This is a genomic window from Flagellimonas aequoris, assembly GCF_003584165.1.
In the GTDB taxonomy this organism is placed as follows: domain Bacteria; phylum Bacteroidota; class Bacteroidia; order Flavobacteriales; family Flavobacteriaceae; genus Flagellimonas; species Flagellimonas aequoris.
Genome location: NZ_QXFJ01000008.1, coordinates 259,511 through 284,275, shown reverse-complemented (window position 1 = coordinate 284,275; position 24,765 = coordinate 259,511). Strand labels below are relative to the sequence as shown.

Sequence of the window (24,765 nt, the reverse complement as noted above, 5' to 3'; positions counted from 1 at the left end):
AAAAAGTTGCTGTCAAACTAAAAATGCATTACTTTTGCATCCCATTTTTGAACAGCAAATTAGGTAGGAGATGAACATTACTAAAGAGCAGATTGACGATCTTAATGCAGTTGTAAAAGTCGCCATAAGCAAAGAAGACTATCAGGATAAGGTAGAGAAAATCCTTAACGATTACAGAAAGCAGGCCAATATCCCTGGTTTTAGAAAAGGTCAGGTTCCCATGGGACTGATCAAAAAACAGTATGGAAAGGCCGTATTGGTAGATGAGGTGAACAAACTGCTTCAGGACAATCTGAACAAATACCTTACCGAGGAAAAATTGGATGTTTTGGGCAACCCGCTCCCCAAGCAACCCGAAAATTTTGATTGGGACAATGATAATCTCGATTTCGAATTTGAATTGGGATTGGCCCCCAACTTCGAGGTGCAGTTGAAGACCAAAAAAGCCGTGACCCAATACAAGATCGTGGCCGATAAAAAAATGATCGACGATCAGGTAGAGCGCATCCAAAAACAATATGGAAAGTTGGTATCCAAAACCGAAGTGGGCAAAGCCGACGAGGTTACCGGAACTTTTGTGAACGAGGCCGAGGACATCAACAACAAGACCACCATTGAAGTAGATAAAGTAAAAGCCAAAAAAGCTGTGGATGCCTTGGTAGGAAAAAAAGTGGGTGACACCGTTACCCTTTCCACCAAAGGACTTTTTAAGGAAGATTACCTTTTATCCAGCGCATTGGGCATCAGCCGTGATAAGGCGGATAATCTAAACGCCGAAGTTACCTTCACTATTGAGGAAATCAATGAAAGACAACCAGCTCCATTGGATCAAGAGTTGTTCGATAAATTGTTCGGCAAGGACAACGTAAAGTCTGCCAAAGAGTTGAAAGACCGTATCAAGGAAGATTCCGAGAAACAGTTTGAGCAGCAATCCGATCAAAAGTTATTGAATGACATCACCGAGAGATTGATCGATGATACCAAATTCGAACTACCGGCAGAGTTTTTGAAAAAATGGATCCAGGTGAGCGGGGAGCAAATGCTTTCGGATGATGAAGCCAATGAAGAGTTCGAAAGATCGGAAAAAGGTCTTCGTTATCAATTGATCGAAGGTAAGATCATTCAAGAGAACAACCTTCAAGTGCAGTTTGATGAGCTTAAGGAATTTGCCAAAGGATTCATCAAATCCCAAATGGCACAGTACGGACATATGGACCCCAAAGAGGAGGAATTGGAGAATATTGCCGTTCGGGTGATGAGCAACCAAGATGAGGTAAAACGACTTTCAGAACAGTTGATGAGCCAAAAATTGTTGGACCTTTACAAAGAGAAGGCCAACCTAAAGGTGAAGGAAGTATCTTATGACGACTTCATCAAGGAGGCATACAGCTAGTCTGCTAAAAGAAAAATAAGTATCTTTACGGTGCCGAAAAGCTATTTTTTCGGCACCTTTTTTTTAAGATAAATCGAGTAATATCCTATGGATTACGGAAAAGAATTTAGAAAATATGCTACCCAGCATCACGGTATAAACAGCATGCACTATGACCAGATCATGAGCAGCATGTACCCTATGAACATGACCCCCAACATCATCGAGGAACGACAATTGAATGCCGTTGCCATGGATGTTTTCTCCCGATTGATGATGGACCGAATCATTTTCATGGGAACGGGAATCAACGATCAAGTGGCCAATATTGTCCAGGCCCAGTTGCTCTTTTTGGAAAGCGCAGATGCCTCCAAGGACATCCAGATCTATATCAATTCCCCTGGCGGAAGTGTGTATGCTGGATTGGGCATTTACGATACCATGCAGTTCATCAAGCCAGATGTGGCCACCATTTGTACCGGTATAGCCGCCTCTATGGCAGCTGTACTGCTCTGCGCGGGACAAAAGGGCAAAAGAAGTGGATTGCCCCACTCAAGGGTGATGATCCACCAACCGCTTTCAGGTGCCCAAGGCCAGGCCAGTGATATTGAAATCGCAGCCAAAGAAGTATTGAAGATCAAAGACGAATTGTATGAGATCATCTCCAAACATTCTGGCCAGACTTTTGAGAAAGTCTATGACGACAGTGACCGTGATTATTGGATGAAGGCGGAAGAGGCCAAGAAATACGGGATGATCGATGAAATTTTGATAAGAGAAAAATCTTAATTCACAGCAATTAATTAAGAAACAACCACTTAGCGCAGAACAAATCCAATATTTTTGCGTTATTAATGGTTGAATAGTTGAGAAATATGGCAAAGGAAAACTTGGAATGTTCTTTTTGTGGTAGAAAAAAGCCGGAAACCAATTTATTGATTGCCGGCCTTGATGCGCATATTTGCGACAGATGTATAGAACAGGCCCATAGCATTGTAGCGGAAGAATCCAAACAATCCAAAAACCACGACCTGTCATCCGAACTGGAACTAAAAAAACCTGTGGAGATCCGTGATTTCTTGGACACATTTGTTATTGGTCAGGAAAGGACCAAAAAAGTAATGTCGGTAGCGGTGTACAACCACTACAAAAGACTTTTACAGCCAAAGGGCAAGGATGACGAAGTAGAGATCCAAAAGAGCAATATCATCATGGTAGGTCAGACCGGTACGGGCAAGACCCTTATCGCCAAGACCATCGCCAGGATGCTCAATGTACCCTTGGCCATTGTGGATGCCACTGTACTCACCGAAGCCGGTTATGTTGGGGAAGATGTGGAAAGCATCCTCACCCGTTTGTTACAGGCTGCTGATTACAACTTGGAAAAGGCCGAAAGAGGTATTGTGTTCATCGATGAGATAGACAAGATCGCCCGTAAGAGCGATAACCCTTCCATTACCCGAGATGTTTCAGGTGAAGGGGTACAGCAAGGGTTGTTGAAACTGTTGGAAGGTACCGTAGTGAATGTTCCACCCAAGGGTGGGCGTAAACATCCCGACCAAAAATTCATCGAGGTGAATACCGAAAACATTCTTTTTGTGGCCGGTGGTGCTTTTGATGGTATTGAACGCATCATCACCAAGCGCTTGAACATGCAAGCCGTTGGTTATAGTGCGTCCAAAGCGGAGGACAAGTTGGACAATGACAATATTTTGCAGTACATCATCCCAAAAGACCTTAAGGAATTTGGATTGATACCTGAAATCATCGGGCGACTTCCTGTGCTCACCCATATGAATCCTTTAGACGCAAAAACGTTACGCGCCATCTTGACCGAACCCAAGAATGCCATCATCAAACAATATGAAAAACTTTTTGCCATGGATGGTATTACGTTTACCATCACAGAACAGGCATTGAGCTATATTGTGGATAAGGCAGTGGAATACAAACTTGGCGCCCGGGGACTCCGTTCCCTTTGCGAAGCGGTTTTCACCGATGCGATGTTCACATTGCCCAGCAGTGATGAAACCGAATTCAAGGTTACAAAGGCCTACGCGGAAGAAAAGTTGTCTTACGAAACGATAAAAAAACTAAAAGTGGTCTCTTAATCAGACCACTTTTTTTGTGACTTGTTCCAAAAGCTCCAAACAGACTTCTGAAATTATTTTCTCGTCGGAATAGAGCATGTGTCCAAAGCTAGGCGCTATTTTAAAATCGACACCTACTTGTTGGGACCATTTCATGTCCGGCTTGTTGGCATCACATTCCCCGTACAGCAGATTGAGGCGGGTATCCGGCCTTTGTTCCTCCAATCGAATTCGTGTAGCCGAAATAGCCGTCAATGATTTCACTGGCAAACCTTTCAAGGCTGCCTTATAGGCAATGGTACCACCTGTACTGAAAGCCAGATAATGCGCCGGCACGGTTTCCTTTTTGAGCAAATTGGCAACCGCGGTATCAATACCTCCTTCCACAAAGGCGCGGTGAACATTTTCTTCTGAAGAAATGGGAACATCTATATTGCCCAATTGCTGGCAATCATGGAAAACAATATCATAGTATTGTTGGAGATATCCAAAATAGGATGCTATCCAAAGTCCTTTTTTTGCTCCCCACATGTCGGAGACAACAACAAGTTTTTCTGCCATAATCTTAATGGTTTAGTGTTTACAAGATTTGCGAGGGGAATTTCAACATTAAACCGGGGAAAACCGTTTTTATTTGTTCAAAAGGGAACTTTATACGATAAAGGGTCAACATTTACGAAAACGTTTTCGTAAATGTAAAAAACACACATCATACCCTTTGTTCCATATTCATCCGAAGCAATTCATCAATATATCCACGCTCGTTGGAAAGCCGGGGAATCTTGTGCTGCCCACCCAATTTGTTCTTGGATTTGAGCCAGTCATGGAACAAATTTTTGCGGGCGACATGCACTTTTGGCATTTTTAAAGTGATATTGTTATACCGCTTGGCCTCGTAGTCAGAATTAAGGGATTTTAAGGCGTTGTCCAGCACTTCGGTGAAATAGGCTACATCCTCTGGTGGCTTTCTGAACTCGATAATCCATTCATGTGCCCCCTTCTCTTTGCCCGTCATAAAAATAGGTGCCGCGGTATAATCCATGATTTCCGCATCCGTCTTCTGGCATATTTGCCGGAGGGCTTCCTCGGCATTTTCAATGATCAATTCTTCTCCAAAAACATTGATATGGTGCTTGGTCCTTCCGGTAATCCTAATCCGATAGGGATTTTTGGAGGTAAACCGAACGGTGTCCCCTATTTTATATCGCCATAATCCGGCATTGGTGGTAATCACCATGGCATAATTGACTCCAAGTTCCACTTCCCATAATGGGATGGCCCTCTCCTCTCCTCCATGGGAATCCAAAGGGATAAACTCATAAAAAATACCATAGTCCAACATCAACAAAAGTTCATCCGAGTTATTACGGTCCTGAATCCCAAAAAATCCTTCCGATGCATTATAGGTTTCATAAAAATTGAACTTTTTTCTGGGGAGCAGTTTCTTGTATTGATTCTTATACGGGGTAAAACTGACCCCTCCATGAAAATAGACCTCCAAATTTTCCCAAACCTCGAACAAATGGTTCTTACCCGTTTTCTCCAAAACTTGGTTGAGCAAAACCAACATCCAAGATGGAACGCCCGCCAAGCTGGTCACATTCTCCCGAATACTCTCCTCTATAATGGCCTCCAGCTTCGATTCCCATTCAGTCATAAGGGAAACCTTGTTACTGGGTGTACTACTGTATTCGGCCCAAAGCGGCATGTTATCGATCAAAATGGCGGACAAATCCCCAAAAAAGGTACCATTGTCCTCATAAAGTTCCTTGCTCCCACCCAATCGTAAACTCTTTCCGGTGAAAAGTTGGGAGTTTTCATTGTTGTTCAAGTACAGGCACAACAGATCCTTGCTGGATTTATAGTGGCAATCCTCCAATGCTTCATTGCTTACCGGGATAAACTTGCTCTTGGCATTGGTGGTACCGCTACTTTTGGCAAACCATTTTATGGTGGTGGGCCAAAACAGGTTCTGTTCCCCACGTCGGGTCCGCTCAATCATTGGGGCCACATCCTCGTAACCTACAATGGGGATACGGTTCCTGAATTCCTCGTATTTGGGGAGATCTTTGAACCCGTATTGCTTCCCTATCATGGTCTCTTGGGAAAAATCGAGCAAATGCCTTAGCACCTCATCCTGAACGTCCAAGGGATATTTTAGAAAAAGCTCTATCTGGTGGTAGCGCTTTCTCAGTAACCAAGAAGCAATGGAGTTGAATAATTGTATTGGCATTTTAGGTATATTTAACCAAGAAATTTAGTCGGGTGCAACAGCTAAAATAGCTTTTCTGGCATTCATTTTCAAATTAGAAACAAACAATCATTCCAACATGTTGTACGAAGGAGTCCTCCGCAAAATGCAAACCGAAAACGGCCATCCCATCCAATACTTTATGACCTTGGGAAGCGACTTTTTGAACCTCAACCAAATGCTGGACAGGGAACTCCAAATCGATTTCATCAAATTTCAATGTCTTAATTGTGGAGAGGACAAGCCTATCTACAGACAAGGATTCTGCAAATCATGCTTCTATGAAACACCCTTGGCAGGGGATTGGATCATGAAACCGGAACTGAGCACGGCCCATCTGGACCAGGAAGACCGTAACCTGGAGTATGAGAAAAAAATGCAACTGCAGCCCCATATCGTATATCTGGCCAATTCCAGCAACATAAAAGTAGGTGTGACAAGAAAATCTCAGGTACCCACCCGATGGATCGATCAAGGTGCCCATGAAGCTATAGAAATTGTGGAAGTGCCCAACCGTTATTTGGCAGGCATTACCGAAGTAGCCTTAAAAGACCATGTGAGCGATAAAACAAGTTGGCAAAAAATGCTCACCAATCGCATTGAGGATGTAGATCTAGTGGAATGGCGTGACAAACTGAAACCATTCATCCCCGATGAAGTGGCCGATTATTTTATAGAAAACAATGGGGAGACGCATCTGGAATTTCCCGTACATCAATATCCTGAAAAAGTAAAAAGCCTCAATCTGGACAAAACCCCTAGTTATAAAGGAGTGCTAAAGGGCATTAAAGGACAGTACCTTATTTTTGAAGACAGTACGGTCTTTAACGTACGGGGTAATGAAGGCTATTATGTGGGAATTGATTTTAACTAAAGACTATTCGTAAAGAATTAGGTATATATGAGCAAAACGATTGGACTTAGGGAAGCTATTTCCATCGGCATTGGCGGAATGGTGGGTGGCGGTATTTTCGCGGTCCTTGGGTTGGCGGTTTCCCTGGCCAAGGGAGGCACACCGATCGCTTTTCTCTTTGCCGGGATCATTGCGTTGCTCACTTCGTACAGCTATGTAAAACTCTCCTTGGCCTATCCCGATCGTGGAGGTACCGTAAAGTTCATCAACCAAGGTTTTGGCCAGACCATTTTTAGCGGTGGCATCAATAATCTGCTCTGGCTGAGTTATATCATCATGTTGTCCCTATACGCCTCGGCATTTGGTTCCTATGCACCCAACCTGTACGCCATCACTGGTGGACCAATGGACTTTCATATCTATGCTACCTTTATCATTGTATTGGCATCGGGCATCAACTATTACAGTATTAAAGTGGTGGGGGCCATAGAGTCCTATGCCGTCATTATCAAGCTGATTATTTTGATTGCCTTTATTGGTGTCGGCATTTATGGGTTGATAGGCAATGCAAATCTGGAACAACTCTCACCTGCCAATTGGGAAACACCCATCAAACTTTTGACCGGGGGAATGGTCATTTTTGTGGCTTATGAAGGTTTTGAGCTCATTGCCAATGCGGCACCCGATATGGAAGACCCAGAAAAGAACATTCCGCGTGCCTATTACATTTCCATCATTTTTGTGATTTTACTCTACATCATCATCGCAGTGGTTACCGTAGGATCACTTCCCTTTAAAGAAATTGCCACGGCCCAGGATTATGTGTTGGCCGAAGCGGCCAAACCCATGTTGGGACAAGTGGGCTTTACCATCATTACCATTGCGGCCCTTATCTCAACGTTTTCGGCCATCAATGCCTCCCTCTATGGCGGGAGCCGTGTAAGCTATGAAATTGCTGAGGACGATGAATTGCCCAATGAATTCACCTCTCAACTCTGGAACCAACCCATTGGACTTTTGATCACCACCATTCTTACCTTGACTTTGACCAATACCTTGGAACTGGAAAGTATTTCCACCGCAGGTAGCGTTGGATTCCTTTTGATCTTTGCCATCGTAAATCTTGTGGGATTCAAATTGTCCAAGGAAACCAAAAGTAACAGGACCATTGCCTTGGCAGGATTTATCCTCTGCTCCATTGCCATGCTAGCATTGTTACAACAACAATTCGGTTCCAATATCATGGGGGTAATCGTGGCTGTATCCTTAATTGGCTTTTGTTTTGCCGTGGAGGCCATCTACAAATGGATGGAACGACGTAAGAAATAGATTCCGATACCCTTTGATTTTCAGTAACTTTTTGTGAAAATTTGCTCAAAATAGCTTTATTTTAAGGAAGTTATCTTTCCAAATTATGGAATTTGATAACCTGCCAAACCAAAACCGACCGCATGAAAAACTTTCCCAATGCCTTTGTCATTCTTCTTGGGGTGATTTTCTTTTCCTGGTTGTTCACCTATGTTGTTCCACAGGGCAGTTATGAAAGATTTTTGGAGGAGGAAACCGGAATTACACGGGTAGTTAACAATTCCTATCATTCTGTTGATGCGGAAAGACCCGGGTTTTTTGATCTTTTGGTCTCCATTCCCGAAGGACTGGAAAAAGGGGCTGACCTAATCGTCCTAATTTTTTTGATCGGTGGTTGTTTCTATATTATTGAAAAAACAGGTGCCCTCACTGAAGGACTTGCCAAATTGGTGGTATTGCTTAATGGCAAGGAATCCTATGCCCTCATTATTTTAACCACATTGTTTACCGCTGGGGGCGTCTCCATTGGTATGCAAGAAGAAGTGGTCGCCTTGGCCCCTGTATTGATTTTGTTCGGAAAAAGTTTGGGCTATAATACCCTCACCATGCTCTTTGCAAGTTATGGCTCCACGGTGGTGGGCAGCTCGTTCAGTCCTTCCAATCCTTTTGCGGTTCTTATTGCGCAGAAAGAAGCAGCAATCCCTTTATTGTCCGGGGGAACCTTTCGTATGGCCGTACTTTTAGTGGCATTTTTAGTATGGTTGGTCTATCTTTTGCGTTATGCCCAAAAAAACCGGATTGAGAAAATCTTGATGAATCCCACACATCAAAAAATGGGGGTTCGGCATAGCGCCATATTGTGGTTGCTTTGCCTGACCTTTGTAATCGTAATTCTAGGAATCCTTTATTTGGAATGGGGCTTTAATGAAATGTCGGCCTGCTTCTTTGCCTTGGGCATTCTAGCGGCACTACTTGCCAAAATGAATCTGAACAAAACCACTGAAACCTATATTGACGGTATGAAGGAAATGCTTTTTGCAGCCCTCATCATGGGATTGGCAAACAGCATTTCCATTATTTTGACAGATGGCATGATCATGGATACCATTGTATATGGATTGTTCGGGCCTTTGCAAAACTTTTCCCCGGCAACCTCGGGTATTCTAATGATGGTCTCCCATTCACTGCTCCACTTTCCGGTGCCCAGTTATTCAGGGCAAGCGGTTCTTACCATGCCCATTTTGGTGCCTTTGTCCGATTTAATAGGTCTCTCGCGACAGACTTGTGTCTTGGCCTACCAATACGGTGCTGTGATGGCCGATATGATCATTCCCACCAACGGTGCCCTCATGGCTGTTTTGGCCATCGGCAATGTTCCTTATAACAAATGGTTTAAATTTGCCATCATACCAACCTCGCTCATGCTTTTGATCGGTGCCATTGCCATAATCATAGCGGTTGTCATCGGCTATCGATAAAAGCAAATGCGAATGCTACCAAAGAATTGAACATGCTTAAATTTTTTAGGAAAATAAGAAAAGGTCTTGTTGAAGAAAGAAAGATCAGCAACTATATCCTTTATGCCATTGGTGAAATAGTGCTAGTAGTCATCGGTATTTTGATTGCCCTTGCCATAGACAACGCCAACGAACAACACATCAAAAGGGAAAAAGAACAGGTATATCTGGTCGGACTGAAAAAGGAATTCGAGACGAGCCAGACCAAACTCAAGAATCTTATTGCCGTCAACAAAAAAAGCTACGAAGATTCCAAAAAAATCATTGGTTTCATGCAAGATCAGGAGAATCTTCCCAATGAAGAGGAGCTGTCCAACTTGTTGTACAATGCCCTCGCTTTTGATATTTCCTATAACCCCAACAATTCGTTGTTGGAAGAGATGATCAATTCGGGTAGTTTAAAGGATCTGTCGAACCCAAATCTCCGGGTTTTGCTCACCAATTGGATTTCCAATATTGAAGATATTACCAAACAAGAAGCAATGCTGGATCATGAACGAGATCAGATCATTACTATGTTCCGAAGGAACGGGAACAGCATCAAGACCATTTATGACCTTACGGGGGTTTCGGGTGACTTGGGACTGCCCGTCGGCAAGGAACAACTGAGCAACCTTCACCTTTTGCAATCCACCGAATTTGAGAACAATCTGTTGATGTTCATCCTCACCAGTATTACAACGGAAACCTTGCATTACACCCCATTGATGCAGAGCATGAACGAAATCCTAGCCACTATCAACGGCGAGATCAAGGAATAAAAAAGGGCGATGTTTATCGCCCTTTTAATTTTAGTTCACAGTATCTTTTTTCTTTTTCCCCAGCAAACCGCCCAAAACGGATTTTGCTGTATTCTTTACGTCTTCTTCCTTGGTTGTGGTCTTGGCTGTATCGGTTTTGGTTTCCTTTTGACCCCCCAGCAAATTACCCAAGGCCTCTTTTACCTCAGAAGATTTGGTGGCCGTGGTATCGCCCTCATCCTTTTTGAACACATCGGACAAGAGATCCTTGGCCGTATCCTTACCCTTGTTCACCAATTTTTGCTTTTGGATTTCCACCAATTTGGTGGTCAAGGTCTTTACACTAGAGGTAAGGTCGGTACTCACCGTGGGATTGGTAAAACTGCCACCAATGTTTGCCGTTACCGGAACGGTCACCTCTTGCAGGCTTTGATCGTTCATTTGGGCAATCAGCTTGTTTACTTCCGTGCCCAAATATTTGGCTGGAACATCCAAGGTTGCCGTGTACTGCATTTGTTTATCAAAGGTATGGCTACCCGCTACGTTGATGCCGATGTCCTTATATTTTAGCGTAAACGGTTTCACCTTTACGGAACCATTGTCAAAACTCAAGGCGGTCTTAAGTCCGTTCAAATCAATTTCCTTGGTGTTTAAAAAATTCAGTTTGCTGTCCAAGGCCGAAACCAATGGTGCTTTTTCGGTATCTAATTTTGGTGAAAGCAGTTCCGCCAATAAATTCCCTGAAATGGTGGCCAAATTGGGCGTAAAGTCGTCTTTCAGGTTACCTGCAATTTTAATATCGGAATTCAACTTACCCTGCAATGCACTGGCCAAAGGCGTCAATACTTTGAAGAGTTCCAATCCGGCAAAAGATTCCCCTATGTTGAAATTGCTCATCCCCAGATCCACATCAAAAGTGGAATTGGCCTCCTTGGTAGAAACCGAACCGTTCAGACCCAAGGTTCCGCCAAACAAATCGGAGGTCAGGTTCTTTACCGTAGCCGTCTCATCTTTGATCACTAAAGTACCCTTCACATTTTTCAGCTTTAGGTCATCATACAACACCGTATTGGCGGCAGCCTCCACCGTACAATCCAAAAACGAAGGGATCTTGATGCGCTCCTCTCCAGTAGTAGGCGTCTCGGTTTGCGTCTGGCCCTCTTCAACCGTATCCTCCATCATAAAATCGTTCAGGGCGAATTGGTTAGAGGTCAGTTTGAAATTCCCCTCCACATTTTCATTGTTGAACATAAAGCCCAACAAATTGGTCAGGGTTCCCGTGGCGTTGAAATCCGTACTGCCCGTTTTCCCCTCAAAAGAATTCAAGGTAACGGTTTGTGGATTAAAAGTCATGGCAGCATTGCTGATGGCCACCGGATTCTTCATTTCCTCGGAAGTATACTCAAACCCAGTCAATTGCATAGTCCCGGCGGTCTTGGTATTCTGGTACTGTTTTTTTTCCAACGATGCCATATCGAAACTGGTGGTCACATCCGCATTCAACATACCCTTCAAATTGAAATCTTCGGGCATTGGATAGGCACTGGAAAGGTTGGCCAAATTGATCTTGCCATCCATGTGCGCGTTCACTTTGGTATTGCCCATCAATTCCCTGATCTTGGCATTCATGTTGAATTTGTCCTGATCAATGGTGAAAGACAATTTATTGATGTTCACATAGGTATCCTCGGTGATACCCGTTTCGTTGTTGATCTCGGTATCGATATACACGTTACGAACCGCTTTGGGCAAATCCGGATATTTGAACGAGGCATTGTCCGAATTGATGGCAATTTTGAAGGTAGGAATGTGTTCATCGTCAACGATACCTTTAAACTGACCGTTCACCTCAAAATTTCCGGTAGTTTCAACGGTTTCAATGTTTTTGGAATAGGCTTCGGGAATTACGGCCAAAAAGTTTTTGAAATCCGAAGACGGTGTCTTGAAAGTGATATCCACCTCTTGGTTGTCATCATTTAGTTTTACGAAGCCATCAAAAACCAAGGGCAATTGATTCACCATCGCCTTGTTCTCCAAAAAGGAATATTTGCTCTCGGCCAGATCAATATCGATCAAGGCATCTAAGTTGATCTTGTTCTTGTTCAGATACAAAGTGCTGTCCATCTCAAAGGAAACCAAGGCATCGGTCATGGTCTTCAATTGGGATTTTTCCAGGGACAGATCTCCGGTACCGGAGTGGTTCATTTCGGAAATGGCCAAACGCATTCCACTTGAAAGATCATGGTACACAATTTCCGAATTGGTGATGCTATAGGAATCCATGGCCAAGGTGAAATTGTCATCGGATGTTTCCGTAGTCTCTGTTGGAACACTTTCATCCGCTTTGGCGATATCGTAATTGGCATTCTCGCTTGAATCCACCTTAATGTTCACTTTAGCATGGTCCACATTCAATTTTTGAAGGACGATGGGCTCATCAGCAGATTTGAACAATTCCTTGATGGACATGGTGAGTTCTATATCGCCTGCATAAAACAACGTGTCCCCTTCAAAAGGTGCTTTGTTGACGAGAGAAAGATTAGTAAGTTCCAAATTGGCATTCGGGAAACTCTTGAGCAAGCTCAGGCTGGCATCTTCAAAATCGAAGGTGGCGTTGATGCTATTGTTGACTTTGTCCTTGATGATTTGTTCAATCTTTCCTTGAAGGAACAATGGAAGTGCAATGATCAGGACGAGTAGGATAAGTAGGGTTATACCGGCAATCTTTAGGACTTTTTTCTTCATACTTAGATGTTTTACAACAAATTAAAGGAGAAGTTGTCAATCCAAAGAAATTTCCTCCCCTATTTTTAAGTTAAATCTTTTACGCATGAGATATACGAAAAAATAGAGGAAAGGGGTGTCCAACACCGCAATTATGATCTTAAAAATGACCCCGCTGACCAACAAACCATAAAATTTATCCCAAGGCAATACCCCAAAAAGACATAATAGGGTAATTACCGTTAGGGTATCTATAAACTGGGAAGAAAAGGTGGAAAAGTTGTTCCGAAGCCACAGCATCCGGCCATCTGTCACCTTTTTCCAATAATGATAGATTTTTATATCGATATACTGTGCGGCCAAATAGGCCAGCATAGAGGCCAAAACACCCAAGGGGGACAAGCCGAATACCTTGGTGAAGGTGACATCATCCACTGGGGAACTGGGAATAGCTTCCGAAAAATTGGCCAACAAAATGATGCCCATGGAGAAAAAAGAGGCAAAAATACCTGCCGTGACCACCTGATTGGCTTTTTTCTGCCCGTACACCTCCGAGACCAAATCCGTAATCAAGAAAGTAACCGGATAAGGTAAAATCCCGACCGAAAGCTCAAACAACGGCGCACCAAAAACGGTGACTTCCCCAAAGGGGTTCCAGTGAAAAAACTTCTGGAAAATAAGGTTGGACACCACTAACGAAGTAATGAACAGAGCCCCTAGGTAGAGGTAAATGGAAAACGCAGCTCTTTTGTCCCTTTGCGTCATCCTTTCTATTTAATATTCAAACTAAACGGCATTTTGGCCTGTATTCCTTCCTGTTTGCTCAAATCCTTAAACTCCTTCAACATCTTGTATGCCTCTGTGCCAATTTCTTCTTGGATAAGTTCCTGCCCTATTTTGGCTTTCACTCCTCCCAAATTTTCCATAAAGCGCTCAAAGTCGGTCTTGTACTTGGGGTATTGCCGTATGCCATAGGATTCTAGTCCGGCCATTTCGGCCGCAGCGGCAATGGCATCGTCCAAATTCCCTAGTTCGTCCACCAAACCGTTGGCTTTCGCATCGATACCGCTCCACACCCTACCTTGGGCCAAGGAATCCACTTGGGCAACGGTCATGTTACGCCCTTGGGCCACACGCTCCAAAAAGGTGCCGTACGTTTCCTCGATGCTTTCCAAGACCACCTTCCGGAACGAATCGCTCATGGGTTCAAAAAGGGAATAATCCACCGAGTTTTTGTTGGTCCCCACTTGCTCCGCGTTGATGCCTACATTCTTGGCCAGTTCGTTTACGTTGGGAATGGTTCCGAACACCCCAATGGAACCGGTAATGGTAGTGGGTTCGGCAAAGATTTTATCACCGCCCACCCCAATATAATAGCCTCCCGATGCGGCCACGTTTCCAAAGGAAACGACCACAGGCTTTACCGCCTTGGCCAGTTGCATTTCCCTCCAAATGATATCGGAGACCAACGCACTGCCCCCAGGGGAATCCACTCGGAACACAATGGCTTTAACATTTTCGTTCTTGGCTGCTTTTTTTAGGGCATCCACAATAAGCCCTTGGCCTATTTGATCTTTTCCGCCTTCCCCGAAAAATATTTCTCCCTGTGCATAGATTACGGCCACTTTATCGGTACCGGTCTGTATTTTTTGCCTATTGGACTTTTGAACATAATCCGTTAGCGACACATAGTTCAACTCTTCGTCTTCCCCAACCCCTACTTTTTCCTTGAGCAATCCTTCGTACTGGTCAAAGTGCAAGGTGCCATCCAGTAATCCCGATGCCACGGCCAGCTTTGGGGTCCTTCCGCCCAATGTATCGGCTATGATATTCAAATCTGCTTTGGAAATGTTCCTTGATGCCGATAAGTCGTCCAGCATCACGTCCCAAATGGAGGTGAGCAGTTCCTTGAGTTGGGTACGGTTCTCCTCGCTCATGGTATTGGACAAAAAGGGCTCCACGGCACTTTTGTACTTCCCATGGCGGATGACTTCCATCTTTATACCCGTTTTTTCCTGAAGGTCTTTATAATATAACACTTCAGTGGCCAAACCTTTAAAATCCAATGCCCCGACGGGATTCATATAGACCTCATCTGCCACACTGGCCAAGTAGTAATCCTTTTGGGAATAAAAATCGGAATGTGCCATGATAAACTTCCCGGATGCCTTAAAGTCGAGCAAAGCTTCCCTGATTTCCCTGGTCTGGGCCATCCCGGCCTGTAAAAAACTGGTGGTAATGCTGATTCCCTCGATATCATCATCTTCCTTGGCCACCTTTATGGCGTGTATGATCTCGTCCAAACCGATATCCGCTGCCCAAAGCGCGGCAAAAGGATCGGCCTCGTCCTTTCCCGTATAATCCAAAATGGGCATCATCAATCCGATTTCCAAAATGGAATTCTTTTTCACCACCACCCCGTCATCGGAATTGCCCATCAAAATCAAAAAGATAAAGAACATTCCCATGATAATCGCAAATGCCACCAAACTTCCCAAAATGGAAGCCAACAGGTTTCTCAAAAAGTTCATCCAACAAAATTTATTACGTTCCAAATATAACCATTGTAGTATTGTTTTGTTTACTTTGTTCCTTCGATTATGGGCAAAAAGCACAAGGTATATTTATCACTCGGAAGCAATTTGGGCAATCGGCTTGCCAACCTGCAAAAAGCAATATTCCAGATACAACGGCAGGTTGGAAAAGTGTTGGATATTTCCTCGGTGTATGAAAACCCCGCCGTTGGTTTTGAGGGTGACGAATTCCTGAATATTTGTGTTTCTGTCCTAACGCCGCTAGATCCAAAAGCACTGCTCGACAACCTGTTGGGCATAGAACAAGATTTTGGACGTGTTCGTTCCCAAGGTGACGGTTACAGTTCCCGGACCTTGGACATTGATATCATTTATTACGGTCAAGAAATCATCAACACGGGAGACTTGGTAATTCCGCATCCGCAGATGCAAAACCGCAATTTTGTCTTGAAACCGCTATCGGATATTGCCCCTCAGTTTTATCATCCCATTTTTGAGAAAGATACTCGAAATCTGCTCCAGGAATGCAGGGACAAAAGTAAATTGACCAAAACGAAGCACAAGCTTTTTAAAGATCGTGTCGGGCTTTTTTCGCAGCTGCAACTGATTTCCATTGAAGGGAACATCGGTGCCGGAAAGACCACTCTTTCTACCATGATCGCCAACGATTTCAATGCCAAATTGATTTTGGAGCGATTTGCGGACAACCCTTTTTTATCCAAATTCTATGAGGATCAGTCGCGCTACGCCTTTCCTTTGGAAATGTCCTTTCTGGCCGATCGTTACCAACAGTTTATGGACGATACCTCCCAATTTGACTTGTTCAAGAATTTTATGGTGAGCGATTATGACATCTTCAAATCGCTGATCTTTGCCAAGGTGACCTTGCAGCGTGAAGAATACAACCTGTACCGAAAAGTTTTCAACTTTATGTACAAGGAGGTGAAAAAACCGGAAATCTATCTTTACCTCTACCAGAACACGGAACGCTTGTTGGCCAATATCAAGAAAAGAGGTCGGGACTACGAGCAAAACATTGACCCTGAGTACCTGGAAAAAATCAATAGGGGTTATTTGGATTTTATCAAAAGCCACCAAGACCAGAATAGCCTGATCATTGACATTAGCGAAATGGATTTTGTACACCATCCCGCCGACTACGAATCCATTTTGGAAAAGTTGGAGGACAACATTCTTTCCTCAAACTTTTAAGAGAATTTTCACAAAATATTTGGATATAACGATTGGTTTTATTTTCTTAGAGCCCTCAAAATACGAGACTAACTAACTCAAACTTTATATAGAGCCCTGTACATCAGGGCTTTTTTTATTTTTGGGCATGGAGTTTGCACCATACATCCCACACTACTATCCCTGCACTTACCGAAATATTGAGGGAATGCTTGGTCCCCAACTGCGGAATTTCCAAAACAGCATCACTGGCCGATACTACCTCTTGGGACACTCCCTTGACCTCATTTCCAAAGATCAAGGCCACCGTTGTGTTGGCGTCCACATGAAAATCGTTGAGCATGATGGCATTCTCCGCCTGCTCCACCGAAATAGTCTTTATCCCCGCTTGTTTCAATTCCTGTAACAGTTCCAAGGTATCCTTTCGGTATTCCCAATCCACACTCTCCGTGGCGCCAAGGGCCGTTTTCCGGATATCTTTATGGGGAGGGGTGGCCGTGATGCCACAGAGATAAATCTTTTGCACCAAAAAGGCATCTGCGGTTCGAAACACCGAACCAATATTGTTCAGGCTGCGGATGTTGTCCAAGATTACAATGATGGGGGTCTTTTCCGCTTCTTTGAAACCGGCCACGTCCAACCGCTCCAACTCACTATTTTCAAGTTTTCGATTCATTTTTTTAACCATTGGGGCCAAAATATCAACAAAAATTTTGGGAACCTGATGAAAGCGATATATTCGTCTTCCACCCTATTTTGGGACAAAAATAAAAGAATAAAATCGCCTACAAATTGTCATTCCTGTGAAAACAGGAATCCACTCAGGCAAGATTGAATAGATTCCGCATCAAGTGCGGGAATGACAAACTGTTCTAAAATTCTGTTTGAACGCAACTATGTAGTTGATTATGGAGCCTATAATTTTCAAATAAATCGCTTTGGCAGCCAATAAAAAGACAAAGAAGGTAACCCCGTTGATGCAACAGTACAATACCATCAAGACCAAACATCCTGATGCGTTGTTACTCTTTCGTGTGGGAGATTTTTATGAAACCTTCGGGGACGATGCCATTAAGGCCGCCAAAATATTGGGGATTATCCTGACCCATCGGAACAATGGTGGCGACAAAACGGAATTGGCCGGATTTCCGCACCATTCCCTCAACACCTATTTGCCGAAGCTCGTAAAGGCCGGGCAACGGGTGGCCATCTGCGACCAGTTGGAAGACCCCAAGATGACCAAGAGCATCGTAAAACGTGGGGTAACTGAATTGGTGACCCCCGGGGTGGCCCTCAACGACGACATCCTGACCGCCAAGAGCAATAATTTTTTAAGTGCCGTTCATTTTGGAAGGAACAAGTTGGGCATCTCCCTTTTGGACATTTCCACGGGGGAATTTTTGACTTCGGAAGGATCTGTGGAACAAGTGGACAAACTCCTTCAAAATTTTGCACCCAATGAAGTGCTGGTCTCTAAAAACCATAAAAAGGAATTTTCAGAATATTTCGGCAACCAATACCACAGCTTCTTTACAGAAGATTGGATCTTTCAGGAAGATTATGCATTGGAAAGCCTGAACAACCATTTCGGCACCAAAACCCTTAAGGGTTTTGGCATAGACCATCTCAACCATGGCATCATCGCCTCCGGGGCCGTATTGCATTACCTGTCGGAAACCCAACATAGCCGCCTGCAACACATCAACCAGATCCAACGTATTGCCGAGGAGGAATATGTGTGGATGGACCGGTTCACTATCCGAAACTTGGAACTGTACCATTCCCCCCATCAAAATGCGGTGACCTTGTTGGACATTATCGACAACACGCTATCGCCTATGGGTGGACGTTTGTTGAAACGCTGGTTGGCCCTTCCTTTGAAAAATCTGGAGAAAATTCAGCAGCGCCATCAAGTGGTGGCCCATTTGAAGGAACATGGTGATCAATTGGATAAGATGCAACATTGGATCAAGCAAATGGGCGATCTGGAACGTCTCATTTCCAAATTGGCGACCGGAAAAATCAACCCGAAGGAAGTCATCCAACTCAAAAATTCCCTGGAAGCCATCGTGCCTATAAAATCAGCGGCACAGGACAGCACCAACCCCTCGCTGCAAAATATTGGGGATCGCTTGGATGCCTGTGAAGCCCTTCGCTCCAAGATCAAAGAAGTTTTGAACGAGGAAGCTCCTGTGAATATTGCCAAGGGCAACACCGTTGCCCAAGGCTATTCCGAGGAATTGGACGAATTGCGCAACCTTGCCTTTTCAGGGAAGGATTATCTGGACAAAATGTTGGAGCGTGAAACCGAACTTACGGGAATTACCTCGCTCAAAATTGATTCCAATAATGTGTTCGGTTATTATATTGAGGTGCGAAACACCCACAAGGACAAGGTTCCTGAAAGTTGGATCCGCAAACAGACCTTGGTGAACGCGGAACGCTATATCACCGAGGAACTCAAGGAATATGAAGCCAAGATTTTGGGGGCCGAAGAGCGCATCCTGCACTTGGAACAACAATTGTTTGAACGTCTATTGGTGTGGATGCAGGAATTCATCACCCCAGTACAACAAAATGCCCATTTGATCGCGCAATTGGATTGCCTTTGTGGATTTGCGCAACTCGCCAGTGAAAATAATTATGTACAGCCCGTTATGGATGAGTCCACGGAACTGGACATTACGGAAGGCAGGCACCCTGTTATTGAAAAACAGTTGCCCTTGGGCGAGGAGTACGTGACCAATGATGTATTATTGAATCGTGACGACCAACAGATCATCATGATCACGGGACCGAACATGAGTGGTAAATCGGCCTTATTGCGGCAAACGGCATTGATCGTACTTTTGGCCCAAATGGGAAGTTTTGTCCCCGCTTCAGAGGCCAAAATTGGTGTTATCGACAAGATTTTTACCCGTGTGGGCGCCAGCGACAACATTTCGATGGGAGAATCGACTTTTATGGTGGAAATGAACGAGACGGCTTCCATTCTCAACAACCTTTCTGAACGCAGTTTGGTGTTGTTGGATGAAATCGGTCGCGGTACCAGCACCTATGATGGCATTTCCATTGCTTGGGCCATTTCCGAGTACTTGCACGAACACCCGGCCAGGGCCAAAACGCTTTTTGCGACGCATTACCACGAACTGAATGAAATGACCACCACCTTTACGCGAATCAAGAACTACAATGTTTCGGTCAAGGAATTGGAAGACAATGTGCTTTTCCTTCGGAAATTGGTACCGGGGGGCAGCGAGCACAGTTTTGGGATCCATGTGGCCAAAATGGCCGGCATGCCCCAACAGGTCATCCAAAAGGCAAACAAAATCCTGAAAAAACTGGAAAAATCACATTCCAGTGAAGAGATTTCAGATAAGCTCCAAGCTTCCCAAAACGAGATGCAGTTGAGTTTTTTCAACCTGGACGACCCGCTGTTGGAAGAAATCAAGGAAGAAATCCTGCATTTGGACATCGACACCCTTACCCCTGTGGAAGCCTTGATGAAACTCAACGAAATCAAACGATTGTTGAGTAAAAAGAAGAAGGCGACCTCTTAATTTACCCGATTGAATTCCTCTTTTTCCAGATTGCGTGATTTTTTGTTCGCATTTCCTCCAAAACTTCTGGAATAGGTCAAACGAAAAATACGGGTAAAGGCTGATTCATCACGATACCTCGACCGTGTGTCAATATCAAAAACAATGGGGGTCATCCCACTGAGATGGGTATGGATATCCAAACTTCGGAACACATCGGAAACGCTGAACTGCAGGGTCCCCCAATCGTTTTTGAACTGCTTCGAAATTCCAAAGTTCATCACCCCGAACCCTTTCGTGGAATTGGTGCCGTTGTAGTGATCAAAATTGTACCAACCCGACAATTCCACATCCATTTGCCAAGGCAATTTGATGCTTTGGTTAAAGTTGAGACTCTGGTAGAAATAGGTCTTTGAAGCTGGATTGGGGCTGTACGAAATTTTATAATCCCGAATGGCCGAAGTGGAGGACACATTGAGCCTGGCCCAAGATGCCCACTGTACGGGAATGTTCAAAAAGAGACCTATACTTTTCTGATAATCCGCATTTTGTGGTGAAACTACCAAGATATCATTCTGGGGTGTGGACGTCAACTGGTACCGAATGATGGGGTCAATTTCCTTTTGAAGTGACAGCCCCATGGAAAACCCATTTTTTACATATTCCAATTGCAACGTATTGGTGATACCGGGCCGTAACATGGGATTGCCCGTAAAAATGGCCGTGGGATCATTGTAGTACAGACTCGTGACCAAATCGGAATAAGCGGGCCTACTGATACGACGATGGTAATTCAGGTTGAGTTGGCGATTTTCAGAAAGTTGGTATTGGTAAGAAACCGACGGAAAGAATTGACGAATGGTGAAATCTTCCTCAGAAGTGGACAACGACCGTCTCCAATCCTCGTAGCGCAAACCTAAGTCGACCTTCGATTTTTCATGAAGTTGCACATGAAACTGCGAGTACACTGCCCACAGGGTTTCATCACTCTCGATGAGACTTTGGGACCGGGGGTCCACGATCCATTCGCCTTCCACTTGGGTCTCGATCTTACTATCGTTGGTGTTATCGGAATAACTGCCCTTGAACCCAAACTCACCTTCCAATTTATCATTGAAGGTATGGCTGTAATCCAACTTGAGCACCCCTAACTGGATGGTCGATTCACTAAAACCTCGATTCCCATCCGTGAAAATTTCGTTTTCCGGATTGTAGGGCTCATCGTTTTCATCAAAATACTTGCTAGTTGTGCTGGCCGGATTATCATTGGTATAATTGAGGTAACTCAAATCCACAGCTAAACTGGAATCGTCGGTTAGTTTGTCAATCAGATATACCGAGGAAATCAGATTCGTCTTCGTAGAGGTACCTTCGGAAACCAAGTGCGACCTAAAATAATCCTGACCTTCAATGATTCGTTGATTGTTCACATCGGACATGGATCGGTTCCTGGAAAAATTCAAGGTGAGTTCCCCACCGAGCTCCACCTTGGGTGACATTTGATAACCCATTCCCAAATTCACATTATGGGCATTGTTATTATTGTTGAAATAAGTGGAAAAAATGGCTTGACTGGGAGCGCCGAGTATAGGTTGAAAACTCGTTCCCGATCCCTCAAATCCGTTTTTGCCATGATCGTGGAACAGGGAATAGTTGGCATTCAGATGCATTTTTTCCGTTCCGAAGGAATAGCCCAACGAGGTACTTGCCTTTTCCCAATAGCCATACCCCAAACTGGCGCTGTAGTTCCACTGGCTGCCCTCGTTCATTCCTTTTTTAAAGATAATATTGATGATGCCCGCTCCCCCATCCGCATCGTATTTGGCCGAAGGAGAGGTGACAAGCTCCACCTTTTCAATGTTGTCCGCCAAGGTGCTCTCCAAAAGGGCCATCACATCTTCCATGGACATGGATACCCTTCGACCGTTGAACAATACGGTAACGCCACTTTGGCCATTCAGGGAAAACTGGTCGTCCCGTCGGTCCAAAATCACCCCAGGCAACCGTTCCAACAGTTGCAAGGCATTGCTTCCCTTGGTCATCACACTGCTCTGTACATTGATCACCTGGCCTTCCGGGGTGCGTTGTACCCAATCCCTTCGTGCTGCCAACACCACCTCATCCAATTCATTCACATTTTCCGTCAATACCAATGTCCCCAGTTGCAATGACGGTGAACCAGAATTCAAATGAAAAGGTTCTGAATAATAATCCGCAAAACCAAGATAAGTGACCCGCACCCGAAATGGACCTACTCCAGTTGGCTCCAAAGAAAAATAACCTGCATCGTCAGTTATGGCACCGGTAACCAAAGTGGTATCCACTGCCTGATACAACACCACATTGGCAAAAGGAATCGGATTATCCCGTTCATCACTCACCTTACCGCGAACTTGCGCCAAAACTTGGGAGATTCCAGCAATCAACATAAGACTCACCCAAAAATTTTTACCAGTTAAAACCTTGACTTTCATTTGCTTTGAATTGATTTCTGCCAAATGAAGGCTGCTTTGCCATACCAACATAATTGGATTGACCGAAGGTGGTACTTAGTTGACTTCCCGCGTCTTTTCCCAGATAATGATGTAAAATGCCTTTCGTCAATTATTTGCGGCAGGTCGTCAATTTGGCTCGGGCACATAATCAAAAAAAGTAACTTGTACCGATTTATGAATTAGTTGATGGATTTCAACCGACTGAAAAAGATTGCCTTGCGACTCAAACTGTACCATATCCCCTTTTGGTTGGGGTATCATTTGGTATGGTTGACCATCAATGTGGGCAGTCTTTCCGAAGTTTGGGAGTATCTGCTCCACAGCGACTCTTCCGTCAAATTCTATTTTTATGTGATCTTTCAGATCATCGGGGTATACTTCAACCTGTACTATCTGATTCCGAAGTTGTTGTATGTCGGTCGTTATACCAGTTATATTTTTTCGGTATTGGCCACCATTTTGGTCTGCAACGCCTTTATCGTGAGCGGATATTTTTTGGCCACCTTTCTTTCCGGAAAGACGTTGTTCGAGCTGTTCGGGGTGTATCCGTACCAATTCACCACCATCTATTTTGTGTGGGCCCTGCCATCCACTGTGGCCAGTATGACCTTGGGCATGAGCATCAAATTGGGCAAGAATTGGCTCCAAGCGGAGAAAAGACGGTTGCGATTGGAAAAAGAACACCTGGAAACGGAGCTCAAGTACCTCAAATCGCAGATCAATCCGCATTTTTTGTTCAACACCATCAATTCTATTTTTGCGTTGATCCACAAAAACCCGGATCTGGCCTCGGAATCGCTAGCCAATTTTTCGGACATGCTGCGCTTTCAATTGTATGAATGTAATGACGAGCAGATTCCATTGGAAAAGGAACTTCGCTTTATTGAAAATTTCATCGACCTGGAAAAACTGCGGTTAGATCCCGAACATACCGAGCTGCAGTTCGATATTCTGGACCAGACGCTGCATCAAAAATCGATTGCTCCCTTTATCCTGATCCCCTTTGTGGAAAATGCGTTCAAACATGTTTCCAAAGGAAAGGGGCAACCCAATTTTATACGGATGATGCTCAAAGTGACCGACGCTTACCTCAAATTGCATATTGAAAACAGTAAAGGTCCTAATGGACTTGGTCATGAGGATGAACGGCCCAAAGGCATCGGGCTGACCAACGTGGAACGCAGGTTGCATTTATTGTATCCCGAATCGTATTCGTTACATATTGATGATCAAAAAGATAGATTTTCCGTACTATTGAAGCTGGAATGGCAAAAAAACTGAAGTGCATAATCGTGGATGATGAACCGCTCGCCCGGGAGGTGCTGCAGGAATACGTGCAGGTCATCGACCATTTGGAACTGGTATGCACGGTGGAAAATGCTCTGGAATTGGACCAAATGTTGGAGAAACAGGCCATAGACCTCATCTTTTTGGACATCCAGATGCCGTATCTGACGGGTTTGGATTTTCTAAAAGTCCGCCACGACCTGCCCATGGTCATCATCACCACGGCTTTCCCCAATTATGCGTTGGATGGGTTTCGGTTCGATGTGATCGATTACCTGTTGAAACCTATCACCTTCAACCGTTTTTTTAAGGCGGTGACCAAGGCAGTGCGGTACCATTCCTTTAAATCGGGCACCCAGGAACCTACCGAGGCAATAACCGAACAACCTTATTTTTTTGTAAAGTGCGACGGACGGTATCAAAAAATATATACTTCGGAAATCCTTTTTGTAAAGGCCTTGGAGAATTATGTATTGATCCACACCTCTTCGGACAAGTACATGAGCCTCATGCCGTTAAAGACCATTGAGGAAAACCTAGATACGGAAGCCTTTATACGGGTACACAAGTCGTACATCGTGCCCATATCCAAAATACGGTCATTGGAAAACCACGAATTGATCTTGGAAGAGGGCCATAAAATTCCCGTAAGCCGAAATTATGCCAAGCAGGTACAGGACAAGGTGCTGAAGGACAAGGTCATCAAGCGGAAAGAGCCCTAAAGGGCTCCCTATTTGGCTTTTCAAGAAAGGGTATGAAGTAAAATTTGGTCGTTTTTCCTCTTTATATTTTTTTTGAAAACACTTTACATTTTAAAGAATTGTATTAAATTTGCATCCGCGCTTGGAAAAAGTGCAGGGTTCT

General features: G+C 44.2%; 18 protein-coding genes. 11 read left to right on the top strand and 7 right to left on the bottom strand.

Annotated elements, in window-relative coordinates; genetic code table 11:
* Positions 1 to 70: 70 nt before the first annotated feature.
* The 3 genes from tig to clpX all read left to right on the top strand — a co-directional run bounded on the left by tig (position 71) and on the right by clpX (position 3,483).
* Positions 71 to 1,393, top strand: a complete 1,323-nt coding sequence (gene tig, locus D2U88_RS02185) for a trigger factor (protein WP_119638656.1) — start codon at positions 71 to 73, stop codon at positions 1,391 to 1,393.
* Between the two features lie 87 nt (positions 1,394 to 1,480).
* Entirely contained in the window at positions 1,481 to 2,161 is a 681-nt protein-coding gene (clpP, locus tag D2U88_RS02180) for an ATP-dependent Clp endopeptidase proteolytic subunit ClpP (protein ID WP_119638655.1), read from the top strand.
* Positions 2,162 to 2,247: 86 nt separating this feature from the next.
* Positions 2,248 to 3,483 carry an ATP-dependent Clp protease ATP-binding subunit ClpX gene (gene clpX, locus D2U88_RS02175; protein ID WP_119638654.1) on the top strand — a complete coding sequence of 412 codons (1,236 nt, stop codon included), beginning with the start codon at positions 2,248 to 2,250 and terminating at the stop codon, positions 3,481 to 3,483.
* Here clpX and D2U88_RS02170 read toward each other — a convergent pair whose 3' ends face one another.
* Positions 3,484 to 4,023 (bottom strand): hypothetical protein, encoded by a 540-nt coding sequence (locus tag D2U88_RS02170; protein ID WP_119638653.1) that lies wholly within the window; start codon positions 4,021 to 4,023, stop codon positions 3,484 to 3,486.
* A 148-nt stretch (positions 4,024 to 4,171) separates the two neighbouring features.
* Positions 4,172 to 5,695: a GH3 auxin-responsive promoter family protein gene (locus tag D2U88_RS02165; RefSeq protein WP_119638652.1), complete on the bottom strand. Its 1,524-nt coding sequence runs from the start codon at positions 5,693 to 5,695 to the stop codon at positions 4,172 to 4,174.
* A 97-nt stretch (positions 5,696 to 5,792) separates the two neighbouring features.
* Here D2U88_RS02165 and D2U88_RS02160 point away from each other — a divergent pair, with 97 nt between their 5' ends.
* From D2U88_RS02160 to D2U88_RS02145, 4 genes are all read left to right on the top strand, one after another.
* A complete protein-coding gene (locus tag D2U88_RS02160; protein ID WP_119638651.1) occupies positions 5,793 to 6,587 on the top strand; it encodes a DUF2797 domain-containing protein in 795 nt (264 codons plus the stop codon).
* Positions 6,588 to 6,614: 27 nt separating this feature from the next.
* Positions 6,615 to 7,895: an APC family permease gene (locus tag D2U88_RS02155; protein ID WP_119638650.1), complete on the top strand. Its 1,281-nt coding sequence runs from the start codon at positions 6,615 to 6,617 to the stop codon at positions 7,893 to 7,895.
* A 122-nt stretch (positions 7,896 to 8,017) separates the two neighbouring features.
* Positions 8,018 to 9,352 carry a YfcC family protein gene (locus tag D2U88_RS02150; RefSeq protein ID WP_119638649.1) on the top strand — a complete coding sequence of 445 codons (1,335 nt, stop codon included), beginning with the start codon at positions 8,018 to 8,020 and terminating at the stop codon, positions 9,350 to 9,352.
* A 32-nt stretch (positions 9,353 to 9,384) separates the two neighbouring features.
* Positions 9,385 to 10,152, top strand: coding sequence for a DUF6090 family protein (locus tag D2U88_RS02145; RefSeq protein WP_119638648.1), 768 nt, complete (start codon positions 9,385 to 9,387; stop codon positions 10,150 to 10,152).
* Between the two features lie 30 nt (positions 10,153 to 10,182).
* Here D2U88_RS02145 and D2U88_RS02140 read toward each other — a convergent pair whose 3' ends face one another.
* Genes D2U88_RS02140 through sppA form a run of 3 tightly spaced genes read right to left on the bottom strand, consistent with a single transcriptional unit; the run spans position 10,183 to position 15,386 of the window.
* On the bottom strand, positions 10,183 to 12,876 hold the full coding sequence (locus D2U88_RS02140) for an AsmA-like C-terminal region-containing protein (protein ID WP_119638647.1): 2,694 nt from the start codon (positions 12,874 to 12,876) through the stop codon (positions 10,183 to 10,185).
* Between the two features lie 36 nt (positions 12,877 to 12,912).
* Positions 12,913 to 13,620 (bottom strand): queuosine precursor transporter, encoded by a 708-nt coding sequence (locus D2U88_RS02135; RefSeq protein WP_119638646.1) that lies wholly within the window; start codon positions 13,618 to 13,620, stop codon positions 12,913 to 12,915.
* 5 nt (positions 13,621 to 13,625) lie between these two features.
* Positions 13,626 to 15,386 carry a signal peptide peptidase SppA gene (gene sppA / locus D2U88_RS02130; protein ID WP_119638645.1) on the bottom strand — a complete coding sequence of 587 codons (1,761 nt, stop codon included), beginning with the start codon at positions 15,384 to 15,386 and terminating at the stop codon, positions 13,626 to 13,628.
* Between the two features lie 69 nt (positions 15,387 to 15,455).
* Between sppA and folK the strand changes: the two genes are divergently transcribed.
* Positions 15,456 to 16,601 (top strand): 2-amino-4-hydroxy-6-hydroxymethyldihydropteridine diphosphokinase, encoded by a 1,146-nt coding sequence (gene folK / locus D2U88_RS02125; RefSeq protein WP_119638644.1) that lies wholly within the window; start codon positions 15,456 to 15,458, stop codon positions 16,599 to 16,601.
* Between the two features lie 115 nt (positions 16,602 to 16,716).
* Here the strand turns inward: folK and D2U88_RS02120 are convergent, their stop codons facing one another.
* Positions 16,717 to 17,256, bottom strand: a complete 540-nt coding sequence (locus D2U88_RS02120) for an RNA methyltransferase (RefSeq protein WP_119638643.1) — start codon at positions 17,254 to 17,256, stop codon at positions 16,717 to 16,719.
* A gap of 301 nt (positions 17,257 to 17,557) precedes the next feature.
* Here D2U88_RS02120 and mutS point away from each other — a divergent pair, with 301 nt between their 5' ends.
* Positions 17,558 to 20,140, top strand: coding sequence for a DNA mismatch repair protein MutS (gene mutS, locus D2U88_RS02115; protein ID WP_119638776.1), 2,583 nt, complete (start codon positions 17,558 to 17,560; stop codon positions 20,138 to 20,140).
* Here mutS and D2U88_RS02110 read toward each other — a convergent pair.
* The gene (locus tag D2U88_RS02110) at positions 20,137 to 22,593 is read right to left on the bottom strand and encodes an outer membrane beta-barrel family protein (protein WP_182859084.1); all 2,457 of its coding nucleotides are present in this window, start codon (positions 22,591 to 22,593) and stop codon (positions 20,137 to 20,139) included. The two genes, mutS and D2U88_RS02110, sit on opposite strands and share 4 nt — an antisense overlap.
* Before the next feature lie 207 nt (positions 22,594 to 22,800).
* Here D2U88_RS02110 and D2U88_RS02105 point away from each other — a divergent pair, with 207 nt between their 5' ends.
* Both D2U88_RS02105 and D2U88_RS02100 read left to right on the top strand, forming a co-directional pair.
* A complete protein-coding gene (locus D2U88_RS02105) occupies positions 22,801 to 23,895 on the top strand; it encodes a sensor histidine kinase (RefSeq protein WP_119638641.1) in 1,095 nt (364 codons plus the stop codon).
* A complete protein-coding gene (locus D2U88_RS02100) occupies positions 23,880 to 24,623 on the top strand; it encodes a LytR/AlgR family response regulator transcription factor (protein WP_119638640.1) in 744 nt (247 codons plus the stop codon). The genes D2U88_RS02105 and D2U88_RS02100 overlap by 16 nt, the downstream gene beginning before the upstream one ends.
* Positions 24,624 to 24,765: the final 142 nt, after the last annotated feature.